This window comes from Streptomyces sp. NPDC044003, from assembly GCF_056435185.1.
In genome coordinates this window covers 102,498-124,974 of sequence record NZ_JBWKFA010000016.1, presented here as the reverse complement: position 1 = coordinate 124,974, position 22,477 = coordinate 102,498, and the positions used below count along the sequence as shown (strand labels likewise).

Here is a 22,477-nt window from a genome sequence, read left to right as displayed (position 1 = left end):
GGCATGGATGGGCAGGAGCCGCAGAACTATTCCGGAAGAGCTTCTACTGCTCGCTCTGGACCCGACCACGGGTACCACAGCGCAGCCGCAGTCGCTCGACCTCGGTCTGGCCGGAGCACAGCTAGTGGAGCTGGCTCTGGCAGGCCGGATAGCCCCTGACGGGGATCGTATCGCCGTGGTGATGCCACGGCCGACCGGAGATCCGACACTGGACTCCGCACTGGAGCTGCTGCGCAGGCGTGGCAGCCCGGTTCGGGCCGTCCACTGGATCGGCGGGCCCCGGCTGGGGCTCCGTCAGACGTATCTCTCGCATCTGGAGCGATGCGGCATGGTGCATGCCGTGGAGGGCCAGATGTGCGGGGTGTTGCCGACGACTCGCTACCAGGCGACGGACACGGCGATCAGTCGGGAGATCCGTGCCCGACTGGACAGTGCGATCCGCACCGGCGTACCGCCGGACCCGCGGACCGCGGCGCTTGCCGCGCTGGCCCACGCGGTCGGTCTCGGGAAGCACCTGTACCCCGGCAACGAAGGACGGTCGTCGCGGTCCCGACTGCGCGATCTGATCCGGCACGACCCCATGGGCGGACTCGTGGCGCACGCCGTGATGGACGTCCAGAACGGTGCGGCGGCGCAGCCGCGACGGAGCGCCGCGGGCGTCCCGGCGCAGCCTCGCGGCAGCATGGCCCGCGCGGTCGCGCACTGAACCACCGCGCGTACTGACCCACCGCGCGCACGGAACCGCCGTACGTACGGAACCATCGTACGTACGGAACCACCGCACGTACGGAAACACCGCGCGTACGGGACCACCGGGCGTACGGAAACACGCACGACCGAGAACCACCCGGGAGCCGCACAGCTGTGCGGGGCGGTCTGGACGGCCGTCCCGCACATGTGCGCTGCCCCGCTTTCCCGTTGTCCGGGTTTCCCAGCGCACACCCGGCCATTGGTGGCAGTCTGCCAAGCGGTAGATACTCACAGCTACGCAGCAGACAGCCGGAGGTGCAGTTTCCGTGGCGTCCAACGTCAACCCCACCGTCAGGCGACGCCGATTGGGCCAGGAGCTGCGCAAGCTCCGCGAGGCGAAGAACATGACGGCCGAGCAGGTCGCCGAGCGCCTTCTCGTCTCCCAGTCCAAGATCAGCCGGCTGGAGAACGGCCGTCGCTCCATCAGCCAGCGTGACGTCCGGGACCTGTGCGGTGTGTACGAGGTCGAGGACGAGCGCATGGTCGACTCCCTCATGCAGATGGCCAAGGACTCGCGCCAGCAGGGCTGGTGGCACGCCTTCGGCGACATCCCGTACAGCGTCTACATCGGTCTGGAGACGGACGCGGAGAGCCTGCGGATGTACGAGTCGCAGATCATCCCCGGACTGCTGCAGACCCCGGCGTACGCGGAGGCCGTGATCTCCGGGGCGATGCCGGAGTCGACGGCGGCGGACATCGAGAAGCGGGTCACGGTGCGGACCCGCCGCCAGGAGCGGATCCGGGACGAGGAGCGTCCGCTGCGGCTGTGGGCCGTCATCGACGAGGGCGCGCTGCACCGGATCGTGGGCAGCCGGCAGCTGATGGTCGAACAGCTGGAGCACCTCATGGAGCAGTCGCACCTGCCGCACGTCACCGTGCAGGTGATCCCGTTCGAGATGGGCGCGCACCCGGGGATCAGCGGCCAGTACTCGATCCTGGAGTTCCCGGACACCTCGGATTCCAGCGTCGTCTACATCGAGGGCGTGACGAGCGATCTGTACCTGGAGAAGGCGCAGGACGTCGGCAAGTACTCCGTCATGTACGAGCACCTCAGGGCGCAGGCGCTGAACGTCGAGCAGACGCGGGAGTTCATCTCGAAGATGGCGAAGAAGCACGCCCAGGGGTGACCCTCCGGGGGCGGGGCAGGCACCATACACCTGGTGATCGCTCCCACGGAAGCGCCAGCTGAATATGCCACTCGGACGTGTGAACGCCGGTCCCGCCGCACGGGACCGGCGAGTAGCGTCGATCACGCCATCAAGAACGTTGGCGCGACACACTACTTGGCAGAACCGGAGTGAGCAGCATGGCGATTATTCAGGGTGGTACGGACACCTGGACGAAGTCCTCGTACTCGGGTGGGAACGGGGCCTGCGTCGAAGTGAAGTCCCCCGTCATGGCCGCGATCGCGGTGCGGGACTCCAAGGCACCCGAGGGTCCGTCGCTCTCTTTCGGACCGGGCTCGTGGAACGCCTTCGTCGGCGAGGTGAGCAACGGGGCCCTCTGAGCCCCGGTGCGCGCACGCCGTCACCAGCAGTACGTATGAGCCCTCTCGACCGGTCCGCCGTCCTGGCCGAGGGGGCTCGGCTCTTTTCCCGCGCGGTTCAGCGCAGCTCGTCCACGTACCGGTCCGTCCCCGGCACCGTCGGGATGAACGGCGCCACCAGCTCGACCCGGCCGAGCCCGCCCGCGTCGAGCCCGGTGAAACGCTCCTCCCAGCACTCCCGTGGGTCCGTCTCCAGGAACCAGAGCAGCGTGAGCCGGGTGTCGACCCCCTCGACCTGCTTCACATAGGTCATCCGGTCGCCGGGCAGCGGAGTCGGCCGGAAGACGGTCACCATCGCCGCCGGGGAGCCGGCGAGCCGGCGCGGCAGCTCCCGGGACCGCAGCCACTCCAGGACCTCGGCCCGCTTCCCCGCGTCCTCGGCGTCGATCACCTGCAGGACGAGTCCGCGGTAGGGGTGGTCCAGGGCGTGGAAGTCCCGGGGACCGGCGGCGCCGTCGCGGTAGACGGTGGCCTCGTGGTCCTGGAAGGACGTGAAGACGTGGGTCCGGGCCTGGTGGACCCGGGCGTCGCGGTTCAGCCGCTTGTTGATCCCGACCGTCCACTTCATGTGGTCGGCGTAGCGGCCCTCGGTGATCCAGTACGTGGAGATGTAGGCGCCGGCGGTGACCGGCTGGGCGACCGCGGACTTCTCCGGGTAGCGCAGCTCCTGGAGTTCGCGGGTGGCGACCCAGCGCCGGCCGGCGTACATCCAGGGCATGGCCATGGCGCCGGCGTAGTAGTGGTCGTCCTCGTACCAGCGGTTGTACGCGTACTCGTGGCCCGGATGCGGTTCCACCATGGTGATCAGCGCGTGGCCGGGACGCACGCCGTACGGACCGACGGCGGCCAGCTCCGCGTACGTCTCGCTGTGGGTCTCCTCGCTCACTCCCGTACCCCTTCCCGTGTCTTCCCTTGTTCTTCGCTTGTCTTCCCTTGTCGGTGACAGGCACCTACTCTGACGGGCCGTCAGATGATTGGCCAGGGTCGAGGAGGGTCCGGATGCTGCTCCAGGGGAAGACGGTCGTCGTGTCGGGGGTCGGTGCCGGGCTCGGGCACCGGATCGCGGAGACGGTGGTACGGGACGGGGGCAACACCGTCCTCGGCGCCCGCACCGAGGCGAACCTCGCCAAGTCCGCGGCGGAGATCGACCCGGAGGGTCGCCGTACCGCGTACCGGGTCACGGACATCACCGACGAGGAGCAGTGCGAGGCGCTCGCCGCGCTCGCCGTCGAGCGCTTCGGCGGGATCGACGCGGTGGTCCACGTCGCCGCCTGGGACTCCTACTTCGGGGGCCTGGAGGACGCGGACTTCGGGACCTGGCAGGGGGTCCTCGACGTGAACCTGCTCGGCACCCTGCGGATGACCCGGGCCTGCCTGCCGGCGCTGAAGGAGTGTGGGGGTTCGGTGGTCCTGATCGGGACACAGTCGGCGGTGGCGGCGCCCTCGCAGGTGCGGCAGGCGGCGTACGCGGCCTCGAAGGGAGCCCTGACCTCGGCGATGTACTCGCTCGCGCACGAGCTGGGGCCGCACCGGATCCGGGTCAACACCGTGCTCCCGGGCTGGATGTGGGGGCCGCCGGTCCAGGCGTACGTCCAGTTCGCCGCGCACACCGAGGCGGTGCCCGAGGCGGAGGTGCTCGCCCGGCTCACCGAGCGGATGGCGCTGCCGGAGCTGGCGACGGACGGGGACGTGGCGGAGGCGGCGGTGTTCCTCGCCTCGGACCGGGCGCGGGCGATCACGGGGCAGTCGCTGCTGGTCAACGCCGGGGAGCTGATGCGCTGACGTTCACACACATGAACAAGGGTCAGTAAGGAGAACGATTTTACTGCCCCTTGACCCTCCCCTGCATTGAAGCAGCCCACCAACTCCCCACACCATGAACCGCGTTCACAAGGCGGACCGGACCTCATGGAGGGGCGCAATGAACAGTCTCGACTGGGCCGTGCTCATCGGCTACTTCGGCGTCATGGTCGCGATCGGCGTCTGGTCCCACAAGCGCGTGGACACCGTCTCCGACTTCTTCACCGCCGGCGGCCGGATGCCCTGGTGGCTCTCCGGCATCTCGCACCACATGTCGGGCTACAGCGCGGTGATGTTCACCGGATACGCGGGCATCGCCTACACCTACGGCGTCACCTCCTACGTCACCTGGTCCTTCCCCATCGCCATCGGCATCGCCATCGGCGCCCACCTCTTCGCACCCCGCCTCAACCGGCTGCGCTCCCGCCTCCGGGTCGCCTCCCCGCTCGAATACCTCAAGGACCGCTACAACCTCCCCACCCAGCAGGCCCTCGCCTGGTCCGGCGTCCTCCTGAAGATCGTCGACGTCGGCGCCAAGTGGGCCGCGATCGCGACCCTGCTCTCCGTCTTCACCGGCATCTCCCTCAACCAGGGCATCCTCATCACCGGCGTCGTCACCGGGATCTACTGCACGGTCGGCGGGCTCTGGGCCGACGCCCTCACCGAACTCGGCCAGTTCGTGATCCAGCTCCTCGCGGGCGTGGCGATGCTCGTCGCGGTGCTGGGCAAGCTGGGCGGGGTGGAGGCCCTGTGGACGGTGTGGGACCGGCCCGAGCTCCAGGGGCACACCGCGCCCACGGCCGGCCCGTACACCCTGACCTTCCTCCTCGCCTACCTCTTCATCAAGACCTTCGAGTACAGCGGCGGCATGTGGAACCAGGCCCAGCGCTACATGGCCACCCCGTCCGCCCGCGAGGCCACCCGCTCCGGCCGGCTCTCCGCCGTCCTCTGGTTCGTCTGGCCGCTCGTCCTCTTCTTCCCCATGTGGTGCGCGCCGCTGCTCGTCCACCCCAACAAGCCCGACGGCTCCGACGCGTACGCCCTGATGACCGAGCAGCTGCTCCCGCACGGCCTCCTCGGACTCGTCGTCGTCGGCTTCTTCTCGCACACCATGGCCATGTGCTCCTCCGACGCCAACGCCATCGCGGCCGTCTTCACCCGGGACATCGCGCCCGTCCTCAGCAGGGCCGCGAGGAGCTGGTCGCAGCGGGCCGGACTCGTCGCCGCCCGCTGGTCGACCATCGCCTTCCTCGGCCTGTCGATGGCCGTCGCCACCCAGGTCAACTCCCCCACCTTCAAGGACATCATCACCGTCGTCATCAAGTGGGTCGCGGGACTCATGGGACCGATCGCGATCCCGTTCATGCTCGGCCTGCTGCGCCCCTTCCGGAAGTCGGGCCCCACCGCCGCCCTCGTCTCCTGGGCGGCCGGACTCTTCGTCTTCTGGCTCACCAACTACGGCCTCGACGGCATCGAGCTCCAGATCCAGATCGTCTCGCCGCTGGCGACCTCGCTCGTCCTGTACGTCCTCATCGGCTACGTGAAGCCCGAGGACACCCCGGAGCGGGACGCGCTGCTCGACCGGATCGGGTCGGACGGCGACGGCGCCGGCGTCCCCGCCCAGGCCGGCTCGCGGACCGATCAGCCCCTGGGATAGCGCGCCAGCCAGCCCGGCGCGGACTCCGCGGGACCGTGCAGGGCGGCGCCCTGGGTCATCTCCATCGCGAAGTCGTCCGCGAGCTCCAGGACCGTCGCACGGCCCTCCAGGTCGGCCAGCCAGGCCGGCGGGAGGGCCGTCTCGCCGTGCAGGGCGCCGAGCAGCGCGCCGGTGAGCGCGGCCGTCACCGCCGAGGGCCCGTCGTGGTTCACCGCGAGCCGCAGTCCGTGCCGTACGTCCTCGCCGACCAGGGCGCAGTAGACGGCCGCCGCCAGCTGCCCCTCGGCCCGGTCCTCCCCGGCCCCGAGGGCCGTCACCCGGTCCGCGTCCGGCGCCCCCTCCCGTACGGCGGTCAGCGCGGCCTTCAGCGCCTCGGTCACCGGCTCGTGACCGGGACGCACCGCCAGCTGCTCCAGGGCACGGGCCACCGCCGCCTCCACCGGTCCGCCGCGCGCGAGGCCGTGGACGGTGACCGCGAAGGCGCCCGCCGCGAGGCCGGCGGCCGGGGCGCCGTGCGTCTGCGCGGCGCACTCCACGGCGAGCTGGCAGACGAGCTGCGGCTCCCAGCCGACGAGCAGCCCGAACGGGGCCGAGCGGACGAGCGCGCCGGAGTCGCCGGCGTCCGGGTTCTTGGGCCTGTCGAGGGTGCCGAGGACGTCGTCCCCGAGGCCGGTGAGGCAGGCGCGGAGCGGGTTGCGGCGGGCGTAGAGCCACTCCTCGCGGGCGAGCCAGCCGTTGTCCTTGCGGCGCTCGTCGGGGCCCCAGTCGCGCTGGGTTGCGGCCCAGCGCAGATGGGCCCGGTGGACGTCGGTGGGCGGGTGCCAGGCACCGGTGTCGCGGCGGACCTGCGCGCGGATGAGGCCGTCGACGGTGAACAGGGACATCTGGGTGGCGGCGGTGACGGCGCCGCGACGGCCGAACGCGGGCACGGGGTCGGTGAGTCCGTCAGGTCCGTGCGCCTCGCGCAGCTCGGCGAGCGTCCGGCCCTCGGCCCCCGCCCCGAGCGCGTCCCCGAGGGCCCCGCCGAGCAGACAGCCCCGCACACGGGCCCGGAAGTCCTGCTGTTCGGCACGGCCCCACACGGCCGCGGCTGTCGTGGCCACGATGTGCCTCCCCCGGTCAACAGCTCCTGGTCCAGCACTGTAATAGACCGGATGTGCTCGTTCGGGGGTCGTTGCGTTATGTAATCCGACGCCCTTCAGTCCCCTTTTGACCGCCTTCCCCCACCACCTCGTTGTGGGCGATCGTCCCGCCCCAGCGGGACGATCGCCCACACCGCAGGTCACTCCTGGGGCAGGACCGGCAGCAGCTCCGGCAGGTGGCCGTCCGACGCGCGGGCCGTGCGCTGCCGCTCCTCCGGGACCTCGCCGTACAGCGTCGTGCGGGGCCGGGACGGGCGGCCCGCCGCCTCCGCAATCGCCTCCAGGTCGCGGATCGAGCGGTACGAGCCGTAACTCGACCCCGCCATACGGGAGATGGTCTCCTCCATCAGCGTCCCGCCCAGGTCGTTCGCGCCCGAGCGGAGCATCTCCGCCGCGCCCTCCGTGCCCAGCTTCACCCAGCTGGTCTGGATGTTGGGGATGTGGGGGTGGAGGAGGAGCCGGGCCATGGCGATGACCGCGCGGTTGTCGCGGGCGGTCGGGCCGGGGCGGGCGATGCCCGCGAGGTAGACGGGCGCGTTGGTGTGGATGAAGGGGAGCGTCACGAACTCGGTGAAGCCTTGCCGCCCTGAATCCAGTGCAGCCTGCTGGATGCGGGAGAGCGTGCGGAAGTGCCCGAGCCAGTGCCGGGGCTGGTCCACATGCCCGTACATCATCGTGGAGGAGGAGCGGATGCCCAGCTCGTGCGCGGTCTTGATGACCTCGATCCAGGTCGCCGTGGGCAGCTTGCCCTTCGTCAGCACCCAGCGCACCTCGTCGTCGAGGATCTCCGCCGCCGTGCCCGGGATCGAGTCGAGCCCGGCCTCCTTCGCCGCCGTCAGCCATTCACGGATGGACAGGCCCGTCCTCGTCGCGCCGTTGACCACCTCCATCGGCGAGAAGGCGTGGACGTGCATCCCCGGCACCCGCTTCTTCACCGCGCGCGCGATGTCGAAGTAGGCCGTTCCGGGCAGGTCCGGGTGGATGCCGCCCTGCATGCAGACCTCGACGGCGCCGACCTCCCAGGCCTGCTGGGCGCGGTCCGCGACCTGGTCCAGGGAGAGGGTGTACGCGTCGGCGTCGGTGCGGCGCTGGGCGAAGGCGCAGAAACGGCAGCCGGTGTAGCAGACGTTGGTGAAGTTGATGTTCCGCGTGACGATGTACGTGACCTCGTCGCCGACCACCGAGGCACGGACGTCGTCCGCGATGCGGGTCAGGGCGTCGAGGGCCGGGCCGTCCGCGTGCAGCAGGGCCAGCGCCTGGGCGTCGGTGAGCTTCGTCGGGTCGTCGGCGGCCACGGAGAGCGCCTCGCGGACGTCGCCGTCGACCCGCTCGGGCACCATCCCGGGCGCCGCGGCCTCCCGCAGCGCCTCCCAGTCCCCGTACACCTCGTCGAAGTCGTCGCGCCGGTCGCCCGTGCGGCCCTCGGTGTCGATGGTCGCGTGCAGATCCGTACGGCCGGTCGCGGTGAAGGCCTCGTCGGGCTCCTGCCAGGGCAGGCCGCGCACGGGCGCGTCGGGGTTCGCGAGGCCGGTCTCGGGGTCGGCGAGGGCGCGGACGTGCGGGAGGAGCCGGGGGTCGAGCCAGGGTTCGCCCCGGGTGACGAACTCGGGGTAGACGCAGAGCCGTTCGCGCAGCTCGAAGCCGACGGCCCGGGACCGGGCGGCCAGCTCCTCGATCTGCGGCCAGGGCCGCTCGGGGTTGACGTGGTCGATGGTGAGCGGGGAGACCCCGCCCCAGTCGTCGATGCCGGCGGCGATCAGCCGCTCGTACTCGGAGTCGACGAGGTTCGGCGGGGCCTGGAGGCAGGCGGAGGGGCCCATGATGAGCCGGGCGACGGCGACGGTGGCGACGAGGTCGTCGAGCTCGGCGTCCGGCATCCCGCGCATCGCCGTGTCCGGCTTGGCGCGGAAGTTCTGGATGATCAGCTCCTGGATGGAGTGGTACGCGCGTGCCACGCGCCGCAGCGCGAAGAGGGACTCGGCGCGCTCCTCCAGGGTCTCCCCGATGCCGAGCAGCAGCCCGGAGGTGAAGGGGACGGAGGACCGGCCGGCGTCCTCCAACACCCTGAGCCGCACGGCCGGTTCCTTGTCGGGGGACCCGTAGTGGGGGCCGCCGGGCTCGGACCACAGCCGGGTCGCGGTCGTCTCCAGCATCATGCCCATGGAGGGCGCGACGGGCTTGAGGCGCTGGAAGTCGGTCCAGGACAGGACGCCGGGGTTGAGGTGCGGGAGGAGCCCCGTCTCCTCCAGGATGCGGATCGCCATGGCCCGTACGTACGCGATGGTGTCGTCGTACCCGTGCGCGTCGAGCCACTCGCGGGCCTCGGGCCAGCGGTCCTCGGGCTTGTCGCCGAGGGTGATCAGGGCCTCCTTGCAGCCCATCTCGGCGCCGCGCCGGGCGATGTCGAGGACCTCGTCCGGGGACATGAACATCCCGTGCCCGTCCCGGCGGAGCTTCCCGGGGACGGTGACGAAGGTGCAGTAGTGGCACTTGTCCCGGCAGAGCCGGGTGAGCGGTATGAACACGCTCTTCGAGTACGTGACGACCCCGGGCCGCCCGGCCGCCTCGAGCCCGGCGTCGCGCACGCGTCCCGCGGACGCCACCAGGTCCGCGAGGTCCTCCCCCCGCGCCCGCAACAGCACGGCGGCCTCGGCGACATCGAGCGCGACCCCGTCCCTGGCCCGCTTGAGGGCACGGCGCATGGCGTTCGCGGTGGGTCGTCCTGCCTGGTGATCCGTCATGAACCGAGCATACGAGCGACCCCCGGACGGAGGGTTCGGGTCCCCGCAGGAACCCGGACCCGACCGCCCCTCAGAGGTACCGCGCGTACCCGTCGAGCACCTCCAGGACCTCCCGCTCGTCCCCCGGCGGCAGCTGCAGGACGACCTCCTCGCAGCCCAGTTCCTCGTAGTGGGCGAGCTTTCCGGGGTTCGGGAGCACCGCGTACGGGACGAGCTGGAGGGTCTCCGGGGCGCGGCCCGCCTTCTCCCAGGCCTCGCGGAGGACCGGGAGGGACTCCGTCAGACCGCGGCCGCCGATCGGCATCCAGCCGTCGGTCTGCGCGGCGATCTGCGCGAAGAGCTTCGGGCCCGCCGCGCCGCCCAGGAGGACCCGCGGGGCGCCGCCGGCCGGCTTGGGCCAGACCTCCGAGGCCCGGACGGAGCCGCCGTACTCCCCGTCGTACGCCGTCGGTTCAGGCGCCCACAGGGCCCGCATCAGGTCGAGGCGGTCGCGGCCGAGCTCGCGGCGGGTGGACCAGTCGACGCCGTGGTCGGCGGCCTCCTCCCGGTTCCATCCGAAGCCGACGCCCAGCGTGAACCGGCCCCCGGAGAGGTGGTCGAGCGTCGCGACCTGCTTGGCGAGCACGATCGGGTCGTGCTGGGCGATGAGGGTGATGCCGGTGCCGAGGCCGAGGCGTTCGGTGACGGCCGCGGCCTGCCCCAGGGCCACGAGCGGGTCGAGCGTCCGGGCGTACTCCCGGGGCAGCTCCCCGCCCGCCGGGTACGACGTCTCCCGGGAGACGGGGATGTGGGTGTGTTCGGGCAGGTAGAGCCCCGCGAAGCCGCGCTGTTCCAGCTCACGCGCGAGCCGTACGGGGCTGATGGTCTCGTCGGTCAGGAAGATCGTGGTCGAGATCCGCATAGCGGCACGGTAGGGGGTACGGCCCCGATTTCCGAGGCCCGCGGCAGGCTTCTCGCGCCACCCCGCTCAGGAAATCCACCTGTCCTTCCGCAGCCCGACTGCTTGGATGATCACGTGCTGACGCGAATCGAGACGTACTACGACGCCGTTCCCCGTTCCTCCGCCCGCGCCGAGGACTTCGGGCCCCTGACCCTGTTCGTGCAGGAGGGGCAGGGCTGGCCCTACTACGCCCGCCCGGCCCTCGGGCACGAGGGCGAGGTCGCCGTGGCGGCCGTGGAGAAGGTGCGGGCCCGGCAGCGGGAGCTGGGGGTGCCCGAGGCCTTCGAGTGGGTCGCGGAGACGACCCCGGGGCTGCGGGCCGCCGTGGAGGCGACCGGTCTCACCGTGCACGAGCACCCGCTGATGGTCCTGGAGGGCGCACCGCTCCCCGTACCGGAGCCCGAGGGCTTCACCGTACGGATCGTGGGCGCCGACGACTCCGCCCTGGAGACCGCCGTCGCCGCCCCGTACGCCGCCTTCGAGGCGGAGCCGCAGCCCGGCACCGCCGCGCGGATCGCCGACCGGATCACGGCAGGACTGACCCGGCTCGCGGCCGCCCTGGACACCACCGGGAGCGCCCTCGCGGCCGGCCAGCACCAGCCCGTCGGGGCCGTCTCCGAGGTCGTCGGCGTCGGCACCGTCCCGGCGGCCCGGCGGCAGGGCCTCGGGCTCGCGGTCACGGCCGCCCTCGTCGCGGACGCCCGCGCCCACGGGACGGAGCTCGTGTTCCTGACGGCCACGGACGCGGACGTGGCCCGCCTCTACGGACGGCTCGGCTTCCGCACCGTCGCGACCGCCCTCATCGCGGAGGCCTGAGCCACGGGGGCCTGAAAGGAAATCTCGAAAAAGTTCTCCCGCCGTGTCACATCCCCGGTGCGCGCTCCGTCAGTGCAGTGAAAGCAGCGAACGAGACGCAGACACCGAGGAGCGATCACCATGGCGCACCAGCCCGAGGCCCGTATGACCAACCCCGCCTACGTCCTTGCCGACGCCGGTCCGGCGATCCAGAACCTGCTGAAGGCCACCCGTCAGGGCGGGGTCGACGAGGCGATCCTGGAGCTGGTGCACCTGCGGGCCAGCCAGATCAACAACTGCGGCTTCTGCGTCGACTACGGCGCCAAGAGCGCCAGGAAGAGCGGCGTGAGCGACGAGAAGCTGTTCGCCGTCGCCGCCTGGCGCGAGGCGCCGTACTTCTCCGACGAGGAGCGGGCGGCCCTCGCCCTGGCCGAGGCGGCGACCCGGCTCGCGGACGCCTCGGACGCGGTGCCGGACGCGGTGTGGGACGCGGCCGCCGACCACTTCGACGAGAAGCAGCTCGCCGCGATCGTCCTGATGGTCGGCGTCACGAACCTGTTCAACCGGCTCAACGTCACCGTCCGGCAGCCGGCGGGCGTGGGTTTCTGACCATCACCACGTCCACCGGGTCCTCGGACTCGAACGTGAACCCCTCCCTCTCGTAGAGACGGCGGGCCGCGCTGCCCTGCAGGACCACGAGGCGTACGGGTACCCCCTCCGCGTCGGCCCGGTCGAGCAGCCCGCGCAGCACCGCCGTCCCGAGGCCCCGGCCCTGGGTCTCGGGGGCCAGGTAGAAGTGCTCCAGGTAGAGCCCTTCGCCGTCCTCGTACGGGCGCACCGTCACGCATCCGGCGAGCGCGCCGTCCCGTTCGATGACCGAGGTGTGCGCCGGGGAGAAGCCGTCCCGCAGCCGCTGGCGCACCCGGTGCTCGTCGTAGCGGCCGAGGCGCACGAGGTCCTCGCGCATGACCTCGGCCCGCAGCTCGGCGATCGGCTCGACGTCCTCCGCGCGGCCCGGGCGCAGCGCCCAGTTCGTTTCCCGATACATGCACGCATCCTAAGGAGCCCCCCCTGTGTCCGTACGCATGCCCAACCCCGCCTCCGTCCTGCCCGACGCCGGTCCGGCGATCTTCCAGCTGATCAAGGCCGTCCAGTCGGGCGGCGACGTGCCCGGCACCACCCTGGGCCTGGTCCACCTCCGGGTGAGCCAGATCAACGGCTGCGGGTACTGCGTGGTCGGAGGGGCCCTGACGGCGCAGAAGGAGGGCGAGACGGACACGCGGCTGCACGCCGTCGCGGCCTGGCGGGAGACGCCGTACTTCACGGACGAGGAGCGGGCGGCGCTTGCCCTCGCCGAGTACGCGACCCGGCTCGCGGACCGTCCGGACGCGGTGCCGGACGCGGTGTGGGAGGAGGCCGCCCGGTACTACGACGAGAAGCAGCTGGCCCAGATCGTGCTGTGGATCGGTGTCAGCAACCTCTTCAACCGGCTCAACGCGACGACCCGGCAGCCGGCCGGCGGGACCTGGTAGTCGTAACCGGACGCGGGCCGTCCGCGTTACGACGGGCATGAAGAGGATCCTCACCGCAACCGCCCTGACCGTCTTCGCCGCCGCGGGTGCCGCGGGCGCCGCCGCCGGAACCGCCGCCGCCGACGCGGGCGGCGTGAACCTGCCCTCGGTCGTCCCGCTCAGCGGCGTCCTGACCCCCAAGGCGAAGCCGGCCCACACCCCCGACCTCCCGCCCGCCAACGCGGCGGTGGAACGCCTGCTGCCCGGGCGGGGTTAGCAGAGCCAGACCTCCTGTCACCTCAGCAGCCTCTCCTGCGCCTCCTGCAGACCACACTCGGTCCGCGGGAGGCGTTCTGACGCTTGGACGTTCGGTGAAGTCGGCGCGTGCCTGGTGGTACTGGCCGGCGTCGGAGTACGTCCATCCGGTGCCAGGCCGAAGGACTGACCCTCCCTCGGCTTCACCCACACCACACGGTTGCAACCAAACGAAGGCGGCGGGACCGTTCCTACGAGCCGAGTGGCAGTGAGTCCTGTTGCCAGGAATCGTGCTCAGCCGGACGCCCCGAACGGTGTTGGGTGTCCTGGTCGACCGCGTTCGGCCCGTGTCCGGCGCGCACGGATCGTGTCCGTGGTCCGGGGATACGGGGGCGGTGTCCCTCACGTCCCCGGGTGCCTGGTCCGGCCTGGGCGGTCCGATGCCCGCGACGATCGCTCTGGTCGTCGCGGGGCGGTGCCGCCCGTCGCCTGATCCGGTGCCCGAGGGCGCGCCTTCCGATCGCCACCGCAGCGGCAGCGTGTCGGGAAGTCTGTCGTTCTGCACCGGCCATCGGCTTCTGCCAGTGCTCGGCTCCCCACTTCGAGGTGTAGGCCGGATCCACGGCGATCACGCCGATGCCGACCTCCGCGCACATGCTGACCAGACGCGCACGGAACTTCGCGGTAGGGATGTCTGAGACCAACCGCCGGAACTTCTTGCGTCGACCGTGCTTCTCTCGAGTCGTGGAGGCGGTGAAGTCGAGGTCTTCGATCGCGACCGCCAGAACTCCGGTGGCCATGGCCCAGTGCAGGAGGCGGGTGAGGGCATGGCGGAGCTGGGCATCACGGTGGCCGGCGGTGCCCGTCAGGTCGTAGTCGAAGCGGCGCGGCTCGCCGACCGGGTTGCCGTGGGTGTCCAGATGCCAGGCGGCGAGGTGGTCGGCGTTCATGTCCACCCCGATCACCCCGCCCGCCCTCAGCACCTCCAGGGACACGACGGGGAGGTCCTTACGGGTCCAGGAGGCATCCAGGTACCAGCGGCCGGAAGCGGTGTCGAGATGGACGCGGTACGCCACAGCCCGGTTGCCCGTGACACGGTCACGCCACTCCTCACCTCGATACGGAAAGGCCACGCGTGCGGTGAACACGTACCGACCGTGCTTCGCGTTGGCCAGACCGGCCAGCGGCACCGGGAGCTTGATGTCGATCTCGCCGTCGGGACTGACGCGGATGGTCTGGTTCCCGAATTTCTTCCCGGATTCACCGTCGGCGGTCAGGAACCAGCGGGCGGCCTCCCACTTCGCCCGCCACTGCTCCGGCGTCCTGCCGGCGGCGGGAAGGTGGTGGCGCTGGTTGAGCAGGCGCCTGCCGCCGCGCACCACAGACACCCGTCCGGCCTCACGCTCGGCACTGAGCCTCTCGTAACGACCTTCGAGAACCATCAACCGACGGGACTTCTGGAACCACTCACGGCAAGAACGGTAACCACCTGGCACGCCCCGGGACCCCTTCTCCCCGAGCGGCAGTGACAACCGGTGCCGGATCATCTGAATCCCGGCGTCCAAGGACTGAAGATGCGCATGCTGGGCACGGCGGGACAGACCCCACTGATCGTGGGTGTTCGCCGTGATCGACCCGGCCCACCGCGAGGACGAGACGGCGGTCAGCTCCCGCTTACGGGTAGCCCACATATCGGCGGAATGCCCAAGGCCGTCACGCACGCGCCGCGTGAGATCCCACGACGCCAGGCGCCCCAGGTGCGCACCCACGGCACGCAGGACCTCCTCGTCCTCGACCGTCACGCCTTTTAAGATCAGTTTTGTCTTTCCAAATGCACTTCACAACAAAAAGCAAGGGTGACGGGACCCCCCACGGGCCCGCCACCCTCGCGTTTCGGGGACGCCTCGGGAGGGCGTCAGTCGGCGACCACCAGGGACGGGGTCTCCTTCGTGAGGATCTCGCCGCGGAAGAACGCGGGGCTCTTCCGCTGCATGACCAGCATGATCACCACGCCGAGGAGCAGCAGTCCGACGCCGATCACGAAGACCGAGCCGACGCCGAAGACCGCGGAGCCGGAGCCGTACGCCGGGTCCCACATGTCGTAGAGCGTCTTGCCGAAGACGGCGGTCAGCATCAGGCCGCCGAGGAACGGGATCACGCCCTTGAAGGCGAGGTCGCGGGCGGAGCGGAAGAGCTCGGCGCGGAAGAACCAGACGCAGGCGAAGGCCGTGAGCGCGTAGTAGAAGCAGATCATCAGGCCGAGCGCGTAGATGGTGTCGACCAGGACGTTCTCGCTGACCAGGGTCATCACGGTGTAGAAGACGCCGGTCGCGACGCCGGCGACGATCGTGGCCTTGCCGGGGACCTTGAAGACGGGGTGGACCCGGGCGAAGGACGGCGGCAGCGCCTCGTAGCTGGACATGGCGAGGACCGTGCGGGCGACCGGGATGAAGGTGGTCTGCAGGCTGGCGGCGGCGGAGGCGAGGACGGCGACGAAGAGCGCGATGCCGAGGGCGGGGCCCATGACCGGGCCCGCGAGGGCGGCGAAGACGTTGTCGGAGGTCTCCGGGTTGGCGAGGCCGAGGCCCTGGTCGCCGGAGCCGACGACCATCTGGGCGGCGATGCCGGTGGCCAGGTAGGAGCCGACCAGGACGACCATCGAGATGAGCGCGGCGCGGCCCGGGGTCTTGTCGCTGTCGGTGGTCTCCTCGTTGGCCGTGAGGCAGGTGTCCCAGCCCCAGTACATGAAGATCGACAGCGAGAGGCCGGCGGTGAAGGCCGCGAAGGAGCCGACGGAGAAGGGGTTCAGCCAGGACCAGGAGAAGCTCGCCCCGGTCGGGAAGTCGACCGAGCCGGCCTTGGAGAAGGCCATGACGACGAAGACCAGGAGGACGGCCAGCTGGAGGCCGACCAGGGTGTACTGCACGCCCTTGGTGGCGGTCATGCCGCGGTAGCTGATCGCGGTCGCGGCGGCGATCAGGGTGAGGCAGGTGAGGATGTGGACGGCCTTGTTGTCGTCCAGGGCGGCGATCGAGTCGTTGCCGCTGATCTCACCGGCGAGCAGCCAGAAGTACGAGGTCGCGACGCCGGCCAGGTTGGACAGCACGATGATCGTCGCGATGACCAGGCCCCAGCCGCACATCCAGCCGACCTTGGGGCCGAAGGCCTTCACGGTCCAGGTGAAGGAGGTGCCGCAGTCGGGCATGCGCTTGTTGAGTTCGCGGTACGCGAACGCGACGAGCAGCATCGGCAGGAAGCCCGCGAGGAAGACGGCGGGCATCTGCAGTCCGACCTCGCCGGCGGTGGAGCCGAGCGTGGAGGTCAGGCAGTAGACGGGGGCGACGGTCGAGATGCCGATGACGGCGCTGCCGAGGAGGCCCACGGAGTTGCCGCCGAGGCCCTTGGTGCGCACGCCGGAGGCGCTGCCCGGGGCATCGGTGCCCCCTGCCGTGTCTCCGGCCTGCTGCCGTACATCCACCTGAGTCATGAATTCGACGTTAAATGCTGCGGTTTCCATATCCGGAGGACTGGACTCCGCTCACTTGATCGATCATGACCTTGCATTGCGAGGTCGAATCCGGACACCCGCCAATGATTGAAAGATCGACCAACTAGGCGAGCCGACCATCCGGTAGGTCCGGCGGCGAGTGTCCGATATGCGGGAACCGCAGCTGCACCCCAAATGTCCGGTTTCAAAATTTCCCGTGCGACTTTGGAGACGCTTCTCACCCCGGTCGTCCCGGGCTGTCACCCCGGCCAGACGACCGCCTGCAGCTCGCTGTACGCGTGCAGCGCGTACGAGCCCACGTCCCGCCCGACACCGCTCTTCTTGAAGCCGCCGAACGGCGCCTCCATGTTCCGGCCGATCGTGTTCACGCCCACCCCGCCGGCCCGCAGCCGGGCCGCGACACGGAAGGCGCGGGCCACGTCGCCGGACCACACGTAGTCGATCAGCCCGTAGTCGCTGTCGTTCGCGAGCGCGATCCCCTCCTCCTCGTCGTCGAAGGGCACGACCACCACGACCGGCCCGAAGATCTCCTCCCGGACCACCCGCATCTCGTTGGTGCAGTCGGCGAGCAGCGTCGGGGCCACGTAGAAGCCCCGGGCGAAGTCCGGGCGCTCGCCGCCCGCGACGACCCGGGCCCCCTCCTTCCTCCCCAGCTCGATGTACGACTCCACCCGGTCGCGGTGGGCCGCCGAGATCACCGGGCCGACCACCGTCCCCTGCTCCGCCGGGTCCCCCACCTTCATGAAGGCCAGATAGCCGGTGAGCCTCTCGATCAGCCGCTCGTAGATCCCGCGCTGGGCGAGGACCCGGGTCGGGGCGGTGCAGATCTGCCCGCTGTAGAAGGCGAAGGTCGTCCCGATGCCCATGACGGCCGCGTCCAGGTCGGCGTCGTCGAAGACGAGCGCGGCCCCCTTCCCGCCGAGCTCCATCAGCTGCCGCTTGAGCGAGCGGCCGCAGACCTCGCCGATCGCCTGCCCGACGGCCGTGGAGCCGGTGAAGGAGACCATGTCGACGTCCGGGGAGTCGACGGCCGCCTCGCCGACCGCCTGCGCGGAGCCGGTGACGACGTTCACCACGCCCGCCGGGACCCCGGCCTCCTCCAGGGCGCGGGTCATCGCGTACACGGAGAGCGGGTCCTGCGGGGCCGGCTTCACCACGACCGTGTTGCCCATGGCGAGCGCGGGGGCGATCTTGCCCGCCGGGTTGGCCCAGGGGTTGTTGTACGAGGTGATGCAGGTGACGACGCCGACCGGGCGCCGCACCGCCACCGCGCCGAACACCCCGGCCTTCCCCATCGGGCCGGCCTCGTTGATCTGCGGGGGCAGGGCCTGCTCGACCGGCTCCATCGCCCCGCGCGCGTACCGGCGGAAGCGGGAGGAGCCGACCGCGACCTGCATCCCGCGCGCGGTGCCGGTCGTGGCGCCCGTCTCGGCCCGGGCGAGGAGCGTGTTCGCCTCGGCGTCCCGGGCCATCAGGTCCGCGGCCCGGTCGAGGATCGCCGCCCGCTCCTCCGGTCTCGTACGGGACCAGGTCGCGAAGGCCTCGCGGGCGGCGGCGGCCGCCTCGTACACCTGGGCCCGGGAGGCCTCGGGCGCGAGGCCGACGACCTCCTCGGAGGCCGGGTCGATCACCTCGTAGTGGCCACCGTCGGGCTCGACCCACTCTCCCCCTATATAGAGGCGCTCGATCCGGGTCATCGTGTGCTCACCGTCCTCGTGTCGCGGCCCGAGCGCAGCACCTTCCCCGGTACCGCGCCGGTCACCTCGTCGTCCCGTACCGTCTCCACGCCGTTGACCCGTACCGACACGATCCCCACCGCGCGCGAGTCGAGGCGCGGGCTGTCCCCCGGCAGGTCGTGCACGAGGGTCGCCGGGCCCGCGTCGATCCGCTCCGGGTCGAAGAGGACCAGGTCGGCGTGGAAGCCCTCCGCGATCCGGCCGCGCTCCCGGAGCCCGAAGAGCCGGGCCGGGTCGTCGCTCAGCATCTTCACCGCCCGCTCCAGGGGGACCAGCTTCCGGCCGCGGAGGCAGTCGCCGAGGAAGCGGGTGGTGTACGGGGCGCCGCACATCCGGTCCAGGTGCGCGCCCGCGTCCGAGCCGCCGAGCAGGACGTCCTCGTGGTCCCAGGTCTCCCGGCGCAGCGCCCAGGAGGCCGGGTCGTTGTCGCTGGGCATCGGCCAGAGGACGGTCCTCAGGTCGTCGTTGGCGCAGATCTCGACGAGGGCCTGGAAGGGGTCCTGGCCGCGCTCGGCCGCGATGTCCCGCACGACCCGGCCGGTGAGGCCCTCGTTCTCCCGGCTGTACGTGTCGCCGATGACGTACCGGCCGAAGTGCGCGAGCCGCCGGAAGACCCCGGCCTCCTTCGAGTCCGCGCGCAGCAGCATCTCGGCCCGCACCTCGGGGTCGCGGAGCTTCGCGATCCGCTCGGGGACGGGGAGGGCGAGGATCTCGCCCCAGCCGGGGATGAGGTTGAGGGCGCAGAAGGTCCCGAGGGACATGTTCATGGGGGTGAGGATCGGCATCGTGAGGGCGACGATCCGGCCGCCGGACTTGCGGGCCCGCTCGGAGGCGGTGAGCTGGCGGGGGACGCGCTCGGGGACGGCGGCGTCGATGGTGAGGACGTTCCAGTTGAGGGGCCGCCCGGCGGCGGCGGTCATCTCGACGAACAGCTCGATCTCGTCGTCGGAGAACTGGTCGAGACACCCGGCGAGGATGGCCTCCAGCTGCGTGCCCTCGTGCTCGCCGACGGCCTTCGACAGGGCGATCAGCTCGGCGGGCGTGGCGTGCCGGGAGGCGACGGGGGCGCCGTCGCCGTCGGAGTGGGTGGAGGACTGGGTGGTGGAGAGCCCCCAGGCGCCGGCGTCCATGGCCTCCTTGAGGAGAGCCACCATCTGCGCGAGCTGTTCCTCCGTGGGCTGTCCGCCGACGGCGTCCGCGCCCATCACGTACCGGCGCAGGGCGCAGTGGCCGACCATGAAGCCGGCGTTGACGGCGATGCGGCCGTCGAGGGCGTCCAGGTACTCGGCGAAGGAGGACCAGCCCCAGTCGACGCCCTCCTCCAGGGCCTTGAGGGCCATGCCCTCGACCTTCGACATCATGCGGCGCGTGTAGTCGGCGTCCTCGGGCCGGTCCGGGTGGAGGGGCGCGAGGGTGAAGCCGCAGTTGCCGCCGGCGACGGTGGTCACGCCGTGGTTCATGGACGGGGTGGCGTACGGGTCCCAGAACAGCTGGGCGTCGTAGTGGGTGTGCGGGTCGACGAAGCCGGGCGCGAGGACGAGGCCGGTGGCGTCCTCGGTGGTACGGGCGGTGGCGCCGGGCCCGGGGAAGACGATCCGCCCGTCGCGTATGCCGACGTCGGCGACGTGGCCGGGGGCGCCCGTGCCGTCCACGACGGTGGCGCCCGTGATCAGGTGGTCGAGCATGACGGTCCCTCTCTGTCCGTGAACGTGGGTGTGCCCCGGACCGGGGCCGCCGCGGGGCCCCGGCCGGGGCCGGTACGGGGCGGCGGTCCGGGAAGACACCGCCCCGCGCTTCTGGACCTCCCGCCCGTTGCGGGCCCGCGCCCCCCGTTGTGGGCCCGCGCGCCCCGTTGTGGGCAGGCGTTCCGCAAGGGGCGGAACGGGTGGGCACAACGGAACGGCGCCCCTGCCGGCGCCCGAGGCTCCCGCGCCCTGACCCGCACCCCGTGTGCACCATCGCTGGTGGTGCGGGTCCAGGCACGAGACGCGGAGGCGCCGCTGAGGGCGCCGTCCCGTGTGCCCACCCGTCCCGCCCCAGCGGGACGATTGCCCACACGGGCGGGGGAGCCGCCCAGTCGCGCGCGGGCCCCACACGGGGGGCGGCGGCGTCAGGAACCCGACGACTGCCGCATGCGGGTCGTCCGGTGCACCGGGTCCGTGTCGATCTCCGGAATCACGTGCTCCCCGATCAGCTTGATCGAGTTCATCGTGTCCTCGTACGAGATCCCGATCGGGAGGCCGAAGGACAGCTGGTCGGCCCCGGCCTGCTCCCAGCGCTTGCACTGCGCGAGCACCTCGCTCGGGTCGCCGCAGATCATCAGCTCCTCCTGGATGAGGAGTTCGATGATCTCGGCCGAGTACTCGGGGAGGAGCTCGGGCCACTCGGGGATGCCCTCGGGCCGCGGGAAGGTGTCGTGGTAGCGGAAGAGGAGGGACTGGAGGTAGTTCAGTCCGCCGCCGACCGCGATCTCGACGGCCTTCTCGTGGGTCTCGGCGCAGATCGCGGTCGAGGTGACCATGACGTTGTCGTTGACGAAGTCGCCGACCGCCTTGGCCTCCTTGATCGCGTTCTTGTAGGACTCGACGACCCACTCCATGTCGGAGACCTTCTGGACGCTGAAGCCGAGGACGCCGAGGCCCATCTTCCCGGCCATGGCGTACGAGGAGGGGGACCCGGCCGCGTACCACATGGCGGGGTGGGACTTCCCGTACGGCTTGGGGAGGACCTTGCGGGGCGGCAGCGACCAGTGCTTGCCCTGGAAGCCCACGTACTCGTCCTGGAGCCACATCTTGGGGAACTCGGCGATGGTCTCCTCCCAGATCTCCTTCGTGTGGTTCATGTCGGTGATGCCCGGCATGAACCCGAGGATCTCGTGGGAGCCCGCCCCGCGCCCGGAGCCGAACTCGAAGCGGCCGCCGGAGAGGTGGTCGAGCATCGCGACCTTCTCGGCGACCTTGACCGGGTGGTTGACGGGGGCGAGGGGGTTGAAGATGCCCGAGCCGAGGTGGATCCGGTCGGTGGCGTGGGCGAGGTAGCCCAGGTAGACGTCGTTGGCGGAGAGGTGCGAGTACTCCTCCAGGAAGTGGTGCTCGGAGGCCCAGGCGTACTTGAAGCCGGACTTGTCGGCCTGGATGACGTACTCGGTCTCCTCCATGAGGGCCTTGTGCTCGGCTTCGGGATCGGTCTCGGCGCGCTTGCCGACGTATCCCTGTACGAAGATCCCGAATTCCAAGGGGGTTCACCGTCCTCATTGTTTCTGACGATCCGTCAGATTCCTTGATGTGCCCGACTCTCGCACCGCGGCGCAGGTGCGTCAATACCTGACGAGGCGTCAGAAGAGGCTCACGCCGGCCAGCCAGCCGCCGTCGATCACGAACGGCTGGCCCGTGATGTACGCCGATTCCTCCCCGGTCAGGAAGAGCGCGAGGGCCGCCACCTCCTCCGGCCGCCCGATCCGCCCGAGCGGCACGAGCTTGCGGTACAGCTCGGCCGTGGCCGCCGGATCCACGCCCTCCGGGTTGCTCATGGGGGTGTCGATCGCACCCGGGCAGACCGCGTTCACCCGGACACCCTTCGCGGCCAGCTCCAGGGCGGCGACCCGGGTGAGACCGAGAACGGCGTGCTTGGAGGCGGCGTAGGCGCCGACCCCGGCCATCCCCGTCAGACCGGTGTACGAGGCGGTGTTGACGATCGTCCCGCCGCCGGCCGCCGCGATCTCGGGCGCGACCGTGCGGATGCCCAGGAAGCAGCCGGTCTGGTTGACGGACACGATCGCCTGGAACTCCTCCAGGGGTGTCGCCACCAGCTCGTTGAAGCGGAGGATGCCCGCGTTGTTGACGAGCCCGTCGATCTTCCCGAACCGCTCCTTGGTCGCCGTCACGGCCGCCGTCCAGTCCTCCTCGCTCGTCACGTCCAGGTGGACGTACGCGGCCCGGTCCTCCCCCAGCTCCTTGGCCAGCGCCTCCCCCGCGTCGTCCAGGACGTCCCCGAGGACCACCTTCGCCCCCTCGGCGGCGAACAGCCGCGCCTCCTGCTCGCCCTGCCCGCGCGCCGCCCCGGTGACGAGGACGACCCGCCCGTCGAGCTTGCCCAT

20 protein-coding genes are annotated in these 22,477 nt (G+C 71.1%); 9 read left to right on the top strand and 11 right to left on the bottom strand.

The genetic code is table 11. The features are described 5' to 3' along the window. Positions 1-7: 7 nt before the first annotated feature. The 3 genes from AC07AW_RS38275 to AC07AW_RS38265 all read left to right on the top strand — a co-directional run bounded on the left by AC07AW_RS38275 (position 8) and on the right by AC07AW_RS38265 (position 2,257). Positions 8-706, top strand: a complete 699-nt coding sequence (locus AC07AW_RS38275) for a GOLPH3/VPS74 family protein (RefSeq protein WP_086825793.1) — start codon at positions 8-10, stop codon at positions 704-706. A 310-nt stretch (positions 707-1,016) separates the two neighbouring features. Beyond that, the gene (locus AC07AW_RS38270; RefSeq protein WP_478820060.1) at positions 1,017-1,877 is read left to right on the top strand and encodes a helix-turn-helix domain-containing protein; all 861 of its coding nucleotides are present in this window, start codon (positions 1,017-1,019) and stop codon (positions 1,875-1,877) included. A gap of 179 nt (positions 1,878-2,056) precedes the next feature. After that, on the top strand, positions 2,057-2,257 hold the full coding sequence (locus tag AC07AW_RS38265; RefSeq protein WP_093875591.1) for a DUF397 domain-containing protein: 201 nt from the start codon (positions 2,057-2,059) through the stop codon (positions 2,255-2,257). A gap of 97 nt (positions 2,258-2,354) precedes the next feature. Here the strand turns inward: AC07AW_RS38265 and AC07AW_RS38260 are convergent, their stop codons facing one another. Then, positions 2,355-3,182, bottom strand: a complete 828-nt coding sequence (locus AC07AW_RS38260; protein ID WP_478820059.1) for a hypothetical protein — start codon at positions 3,180-3,182, stop codon at positions 2,355-2,357. A 113-nt stretch (positions 3,183-3,295) separates the two neighbouring features. On the opposite strand from AC07AW_RS38260, the gene AC07AW_RS38255 reads away from it, so the two are divergent. Together AC07AW_RS38255 and AC07AW_RS38250 are read left to right on the top strand one after the other, a co-directional pair. Further along, complete coding sequence (locus AC07AW_RS38255; RefSeq protein WP_478820058.1) at positions 3,296-4,078, top strand: SDR family oxidoreductase; 783 nt, start codon at positions 3,296-3,298, stop codon at positions 4,076-4,078. A gap of 139 nt (positions 4,079-4,217) precedes the next feature. Then, positions 4,218-5,753, top strand: a complete 1,536-nt coding sequence (locus AC07AW_RS38250) for a sodium:solute symporter family protein (protein WP_478820057.1) — start codon at positions 4,218-4,220, stop codon at positions 5,751-5,753. On the opposite strand, the gene AC07AW_RS38245 is transcribed toward AC07AW_RS38250, so the two are convergent. The 3 genes from AC07AW_RS38245 to AC07AW_RS38235 form a co-directional block, all read right to left on the bottom strand. Beyond that, a complete protein-coding gene (locus AC07AW_RS38245; protein ID WP_478820056.1) occupies positions 5,738-6,856 on the bottom strand; it encodes an ADP-ribosylglycohydrolase family protein in 1,119 nt (372 codons plus the stop codon). The genes AC07AW_RS38250 and AC07AW_RS38245 overlap by 16 nt on opposite strands. A 179-nt stretch (positions 6,857-7,035) precedes the next feature. Continuing rightward, entirely contained in the window at positions 7,036-9,636 is a 2,601-nt protein-coding gene (locus AC07AW_RS38240) for a bifunctional FO biosynthesis protein CofGH (protein WP_478820055.1), read from the bottom strand. 70 nt (positions 9,637-9,706) lie between these two features. Then, positions 9,707-10,537 (bottom strand): LLM class F420-dependent oxidoreductase, encoded by an 831-nt coding sequence (locus AC07AW_RS38235; RefSeq protein WP_478820054.1) that lies wholly within the window; start codon positions 10,535-10,537, stop codon positions 9,707-9,709. A 114-nt stretch (positions 10,538-10,651) separates the two neighbouring features. On the opposite strand from AC07AW_RS38235, the gene AC07AW_RS38230 reads away from it, so the two are divergent. Continuing rightward, a complete protein-coding gene (locus AC07AW_RS38230) occupies positions 10,652-11,392 on the top strand; it encodes a GNAT family N-acetyltransferase (RefSeq protein WP_478820053.1) in 741 nt (246 codons plus the stop codon). Positions 11,393-11,512: 120 nt separating this feature from the next. Continuing rightward, the gene (locus AC07AW_RS38225) at positions 11,513-11,980 is read left to right on the top strand and encodes a carboxymuconolactone decarboxylase family protein (protein WP_478820052.1); all 468 of its coding nucleotides are present in this window, start codon (positions 11,513-11,515) and stop codon (positions 11,978-11,980) included. Here the strand turns inward: AC07AW_RS38225 and AC07AW_RS38220 are convergent. Then, entirely contained in the window at positions 11,946-12,419 is a 474-nt protein-coding gene (locus AC07AW_RS38220; RefSeq protein WP_478820051.1) for an N-acetyltransferase family protein, read from the bottom strand. The genes AC07AW_RS38225 and AC07AW_RS38220 overlap by 35 nt on opposite strands. 37 nt (positions 12,420-12,456) lie before the next feature. On the opposite strand from AC07AW_RS38220, the gene AC07AW_RS38215 reads away from it, so the two are divergent. Together AC07AW_RS38215 and AC07AW_RS38210 are read left to right on the top strand one after the other, a co-directional pair. Next, positions 12,457-12,903 carry a carboxymuconolactone decarboxylase family protein gene (locus AC07AW_RS38215; RefSeq protein ID WP_478820071.1) on the top strand — a complete coding sequence of 149 codons (447 nt, stop codon included), beginning with the start codon at positions 12,457-12,459 and terminating at the stop codon, positions 12,901-12,903. Positions 12,904-12,940: 37 nt separating this feature from the next. Then, a complete protein-coding gene (locus tag AC07AW_RS38210) occupies positions 12,941-13,159 on the top strand; it encodes a hypothetical protein (protein WP_478820050.1) in 219 nt (72 codons plus the stop codon). Positions 13,160-13,388: 229 nt separating this feature from the next. Here AC07AW_RS38210 and AC07AW_RS38205 read toward each other — a convergent pair whose 3' ends face one another. From AC07AW_RS38205 to AC07AW_RS38180, 6 genes are all read right to left on the bottom strand, one after another. Next, positions 13,389-14,939, bottom strand: coding sequence for an IS200/IS605 family accessory protein TnpB-related protein (locus AC07AW_RS38205; RefSeq protein WP_478820049.1), 1,551 nt, complete (start codon positions 14,937-14,939; stop codon positions 13,389-13,391). 113 nt (positions 14,940-15,052) lie between these two features. After that, positions 15,053-16,624, bottom strand: a complete 1,572-nt coding sequence (locus AC07AW_RS38200; RefSeq protein WP_478820048.1) for an APC family permease — start codon at positions 16,622-16,624, stop codon at positions 15,053-15,055. Between the two features lie 260 nt (positions 16,625-16,884). Then, positions 16,885-18,342 (bottom strand): aldehyde dehydrogenase family protein, encoded by a 1,458-nt coding sequence (locus AC07AW_RS38195; RefSeq protein WP_478820047.1) that lies wholly within the window; start codon positions 18,340-18,342, stop codon positions 16,885-16,887. Beyond that, positions 18,339-20,066 (bottom strand): N-acyl-D-amino-acid deacylase family protein, encoded by a 1,728-nt coding sequence (locus AC07AW_RS38190; RefSeq protein WP_478820046.1) that lies wholly within the window; start codon positions 20,064-20,066, stop codon positions 18,339-18,341. Before AC07AW_RS38190 ends, AC07AW_RS38195 begins: the two co-directional genes overlap by 4 nt. Positions 20,067-20,491: 425 nt before the next feature. Next, on the bottom strand, positions 20,492-21,616 hold the full coding sequence (locus AC07AW_RS38185) for an LLM class flavin-dependent oxidoreductase (RefSeq protein WP_478820045.1): 1,125 nt from the start codon (positions 21,614-21,616) through the stop codon (positions 20,492-20,494). 99 nt (positions 21,617-21,715) lie between these two features. After that, positions 21,716-22,477 (bottom strand): SDR family NAD(P)-dependent oxidoreductase, encoded by a 762-nt coding sequence (locus tag AC07AW_RS38180; protein WP_478820044.1) that lies wholly within the window; start codon positions 22,475-22,477, stop codon positions 21,716-21,718.

What these genes read in the sequence shown, in the direction of transcription:
- AC07AW_RS38275 (WP_086825793.1), top strand. Translation starts at nt 8, where the DNA reads ATGGGCAGGAGCCGCAGAACTATTCCGGAAGAGCTTCTACTGCTCGCT.
- AC07AW_RS38265 (WP_093875591.1), top strand. Translation starts at nt 2,057, where the DNA reads ATGGCGATTATTCAGGGTGGTACGGACACCTGGACGAAGTCCTCGTAC.
- AC07AW_RS38255 (WP_478820058.1), top strand. Translation starts at nt 3,296, where the DNA reads ATGCTGCTCCAGGGGAAGACGGTCGTCGTGTCGGGGGTCGGTGCCGGG.
- AC07AW_RS38250 (WP_478820057.1), top strand. Translation starts at nt 4,218, where the DNA reads ATGAACAGTCTCGACTGGGCCGTGCTCATCGGCTACTTCGGCGTCATG.
- AC07AW_RS38240 (WP_478820055.1), bottom strand. Translation starts at nt 9,636, where the DNA reads ATGACGGATCACCAGGCAGGACGACCCACCGCGAACGCCATGCGCCGT.
- AC07AW_RS38235 (WP_478820054.1), bottom strand. Translation starts at nt 10,537, where the DNA reads ATGCGGATCTCGACCACGATCTTCCTGACCGACGAGACCATCAGCCCC.
- AC07AW_RS38225 (WP_478820052.1), top strand. Translation starts at nt 11,513, where the DNA reads ATGGCGCACCAGCCCGAGGCCCGTATGACCAACCCCGCCTACGTCCTT.
- AC07AW_RS38220 (WP_478820051.1), bottom strand. Translation starts at nt 12,419, where the DNA reads ATGTATCGGGAAACGAACTGGGCGCTGCGCCCGGGCCGCGCGGAGGAC.
- AC07AW_RS38215 (WP_478820071.1), top strand. Translation starts at nt 12,457, where the DNA reads ATGCCCAACCCCGCCTCCGTCCTGCCCGACGCCGGTCCGGCGATCTTC.
- AC07AW_RS38210 (WP_478820050.1), top strand. Translation starts at nt 12,941, where the DNA reads ATGAAGAGGATCCTCACCGCAACCGCCCTGACCGTCTTCGCCGCCGCG.
- AC07AW_RS38200 (WP_478820048.1), bottom strand. Translation starts at nt 16,624, where the DNA reads ATGACTCAGGTGGATGTACGGCAGCAGGCCGGAGACACGGCAGGGGGC.
- AC07AW_RS38195 (WP_478820047.1), bottom strand. Translation starts at nt 18,342, where the DNA reads ATGACCCGGATCGAGCGCCTCTATATAGGGGGAGAGTGGGTCGAGCCC.
- AC07AW_RS38190 (WP_478820046.1), bottom strand. Translation starts at nt 20,066, where the DNA reads ATGCTCGACCACCTGATCACGGGCGCCACCGTCGTGGACGGCACGGGC.
- AC07AW_RS38180 (WP_478820044.1), bottom strand. Translation starts at nt 22,477, where the DNA reads ATGGGCAAGCTCGACGGGCGGGTCGTCCTCGTCACCGGGGCGGCGCGC.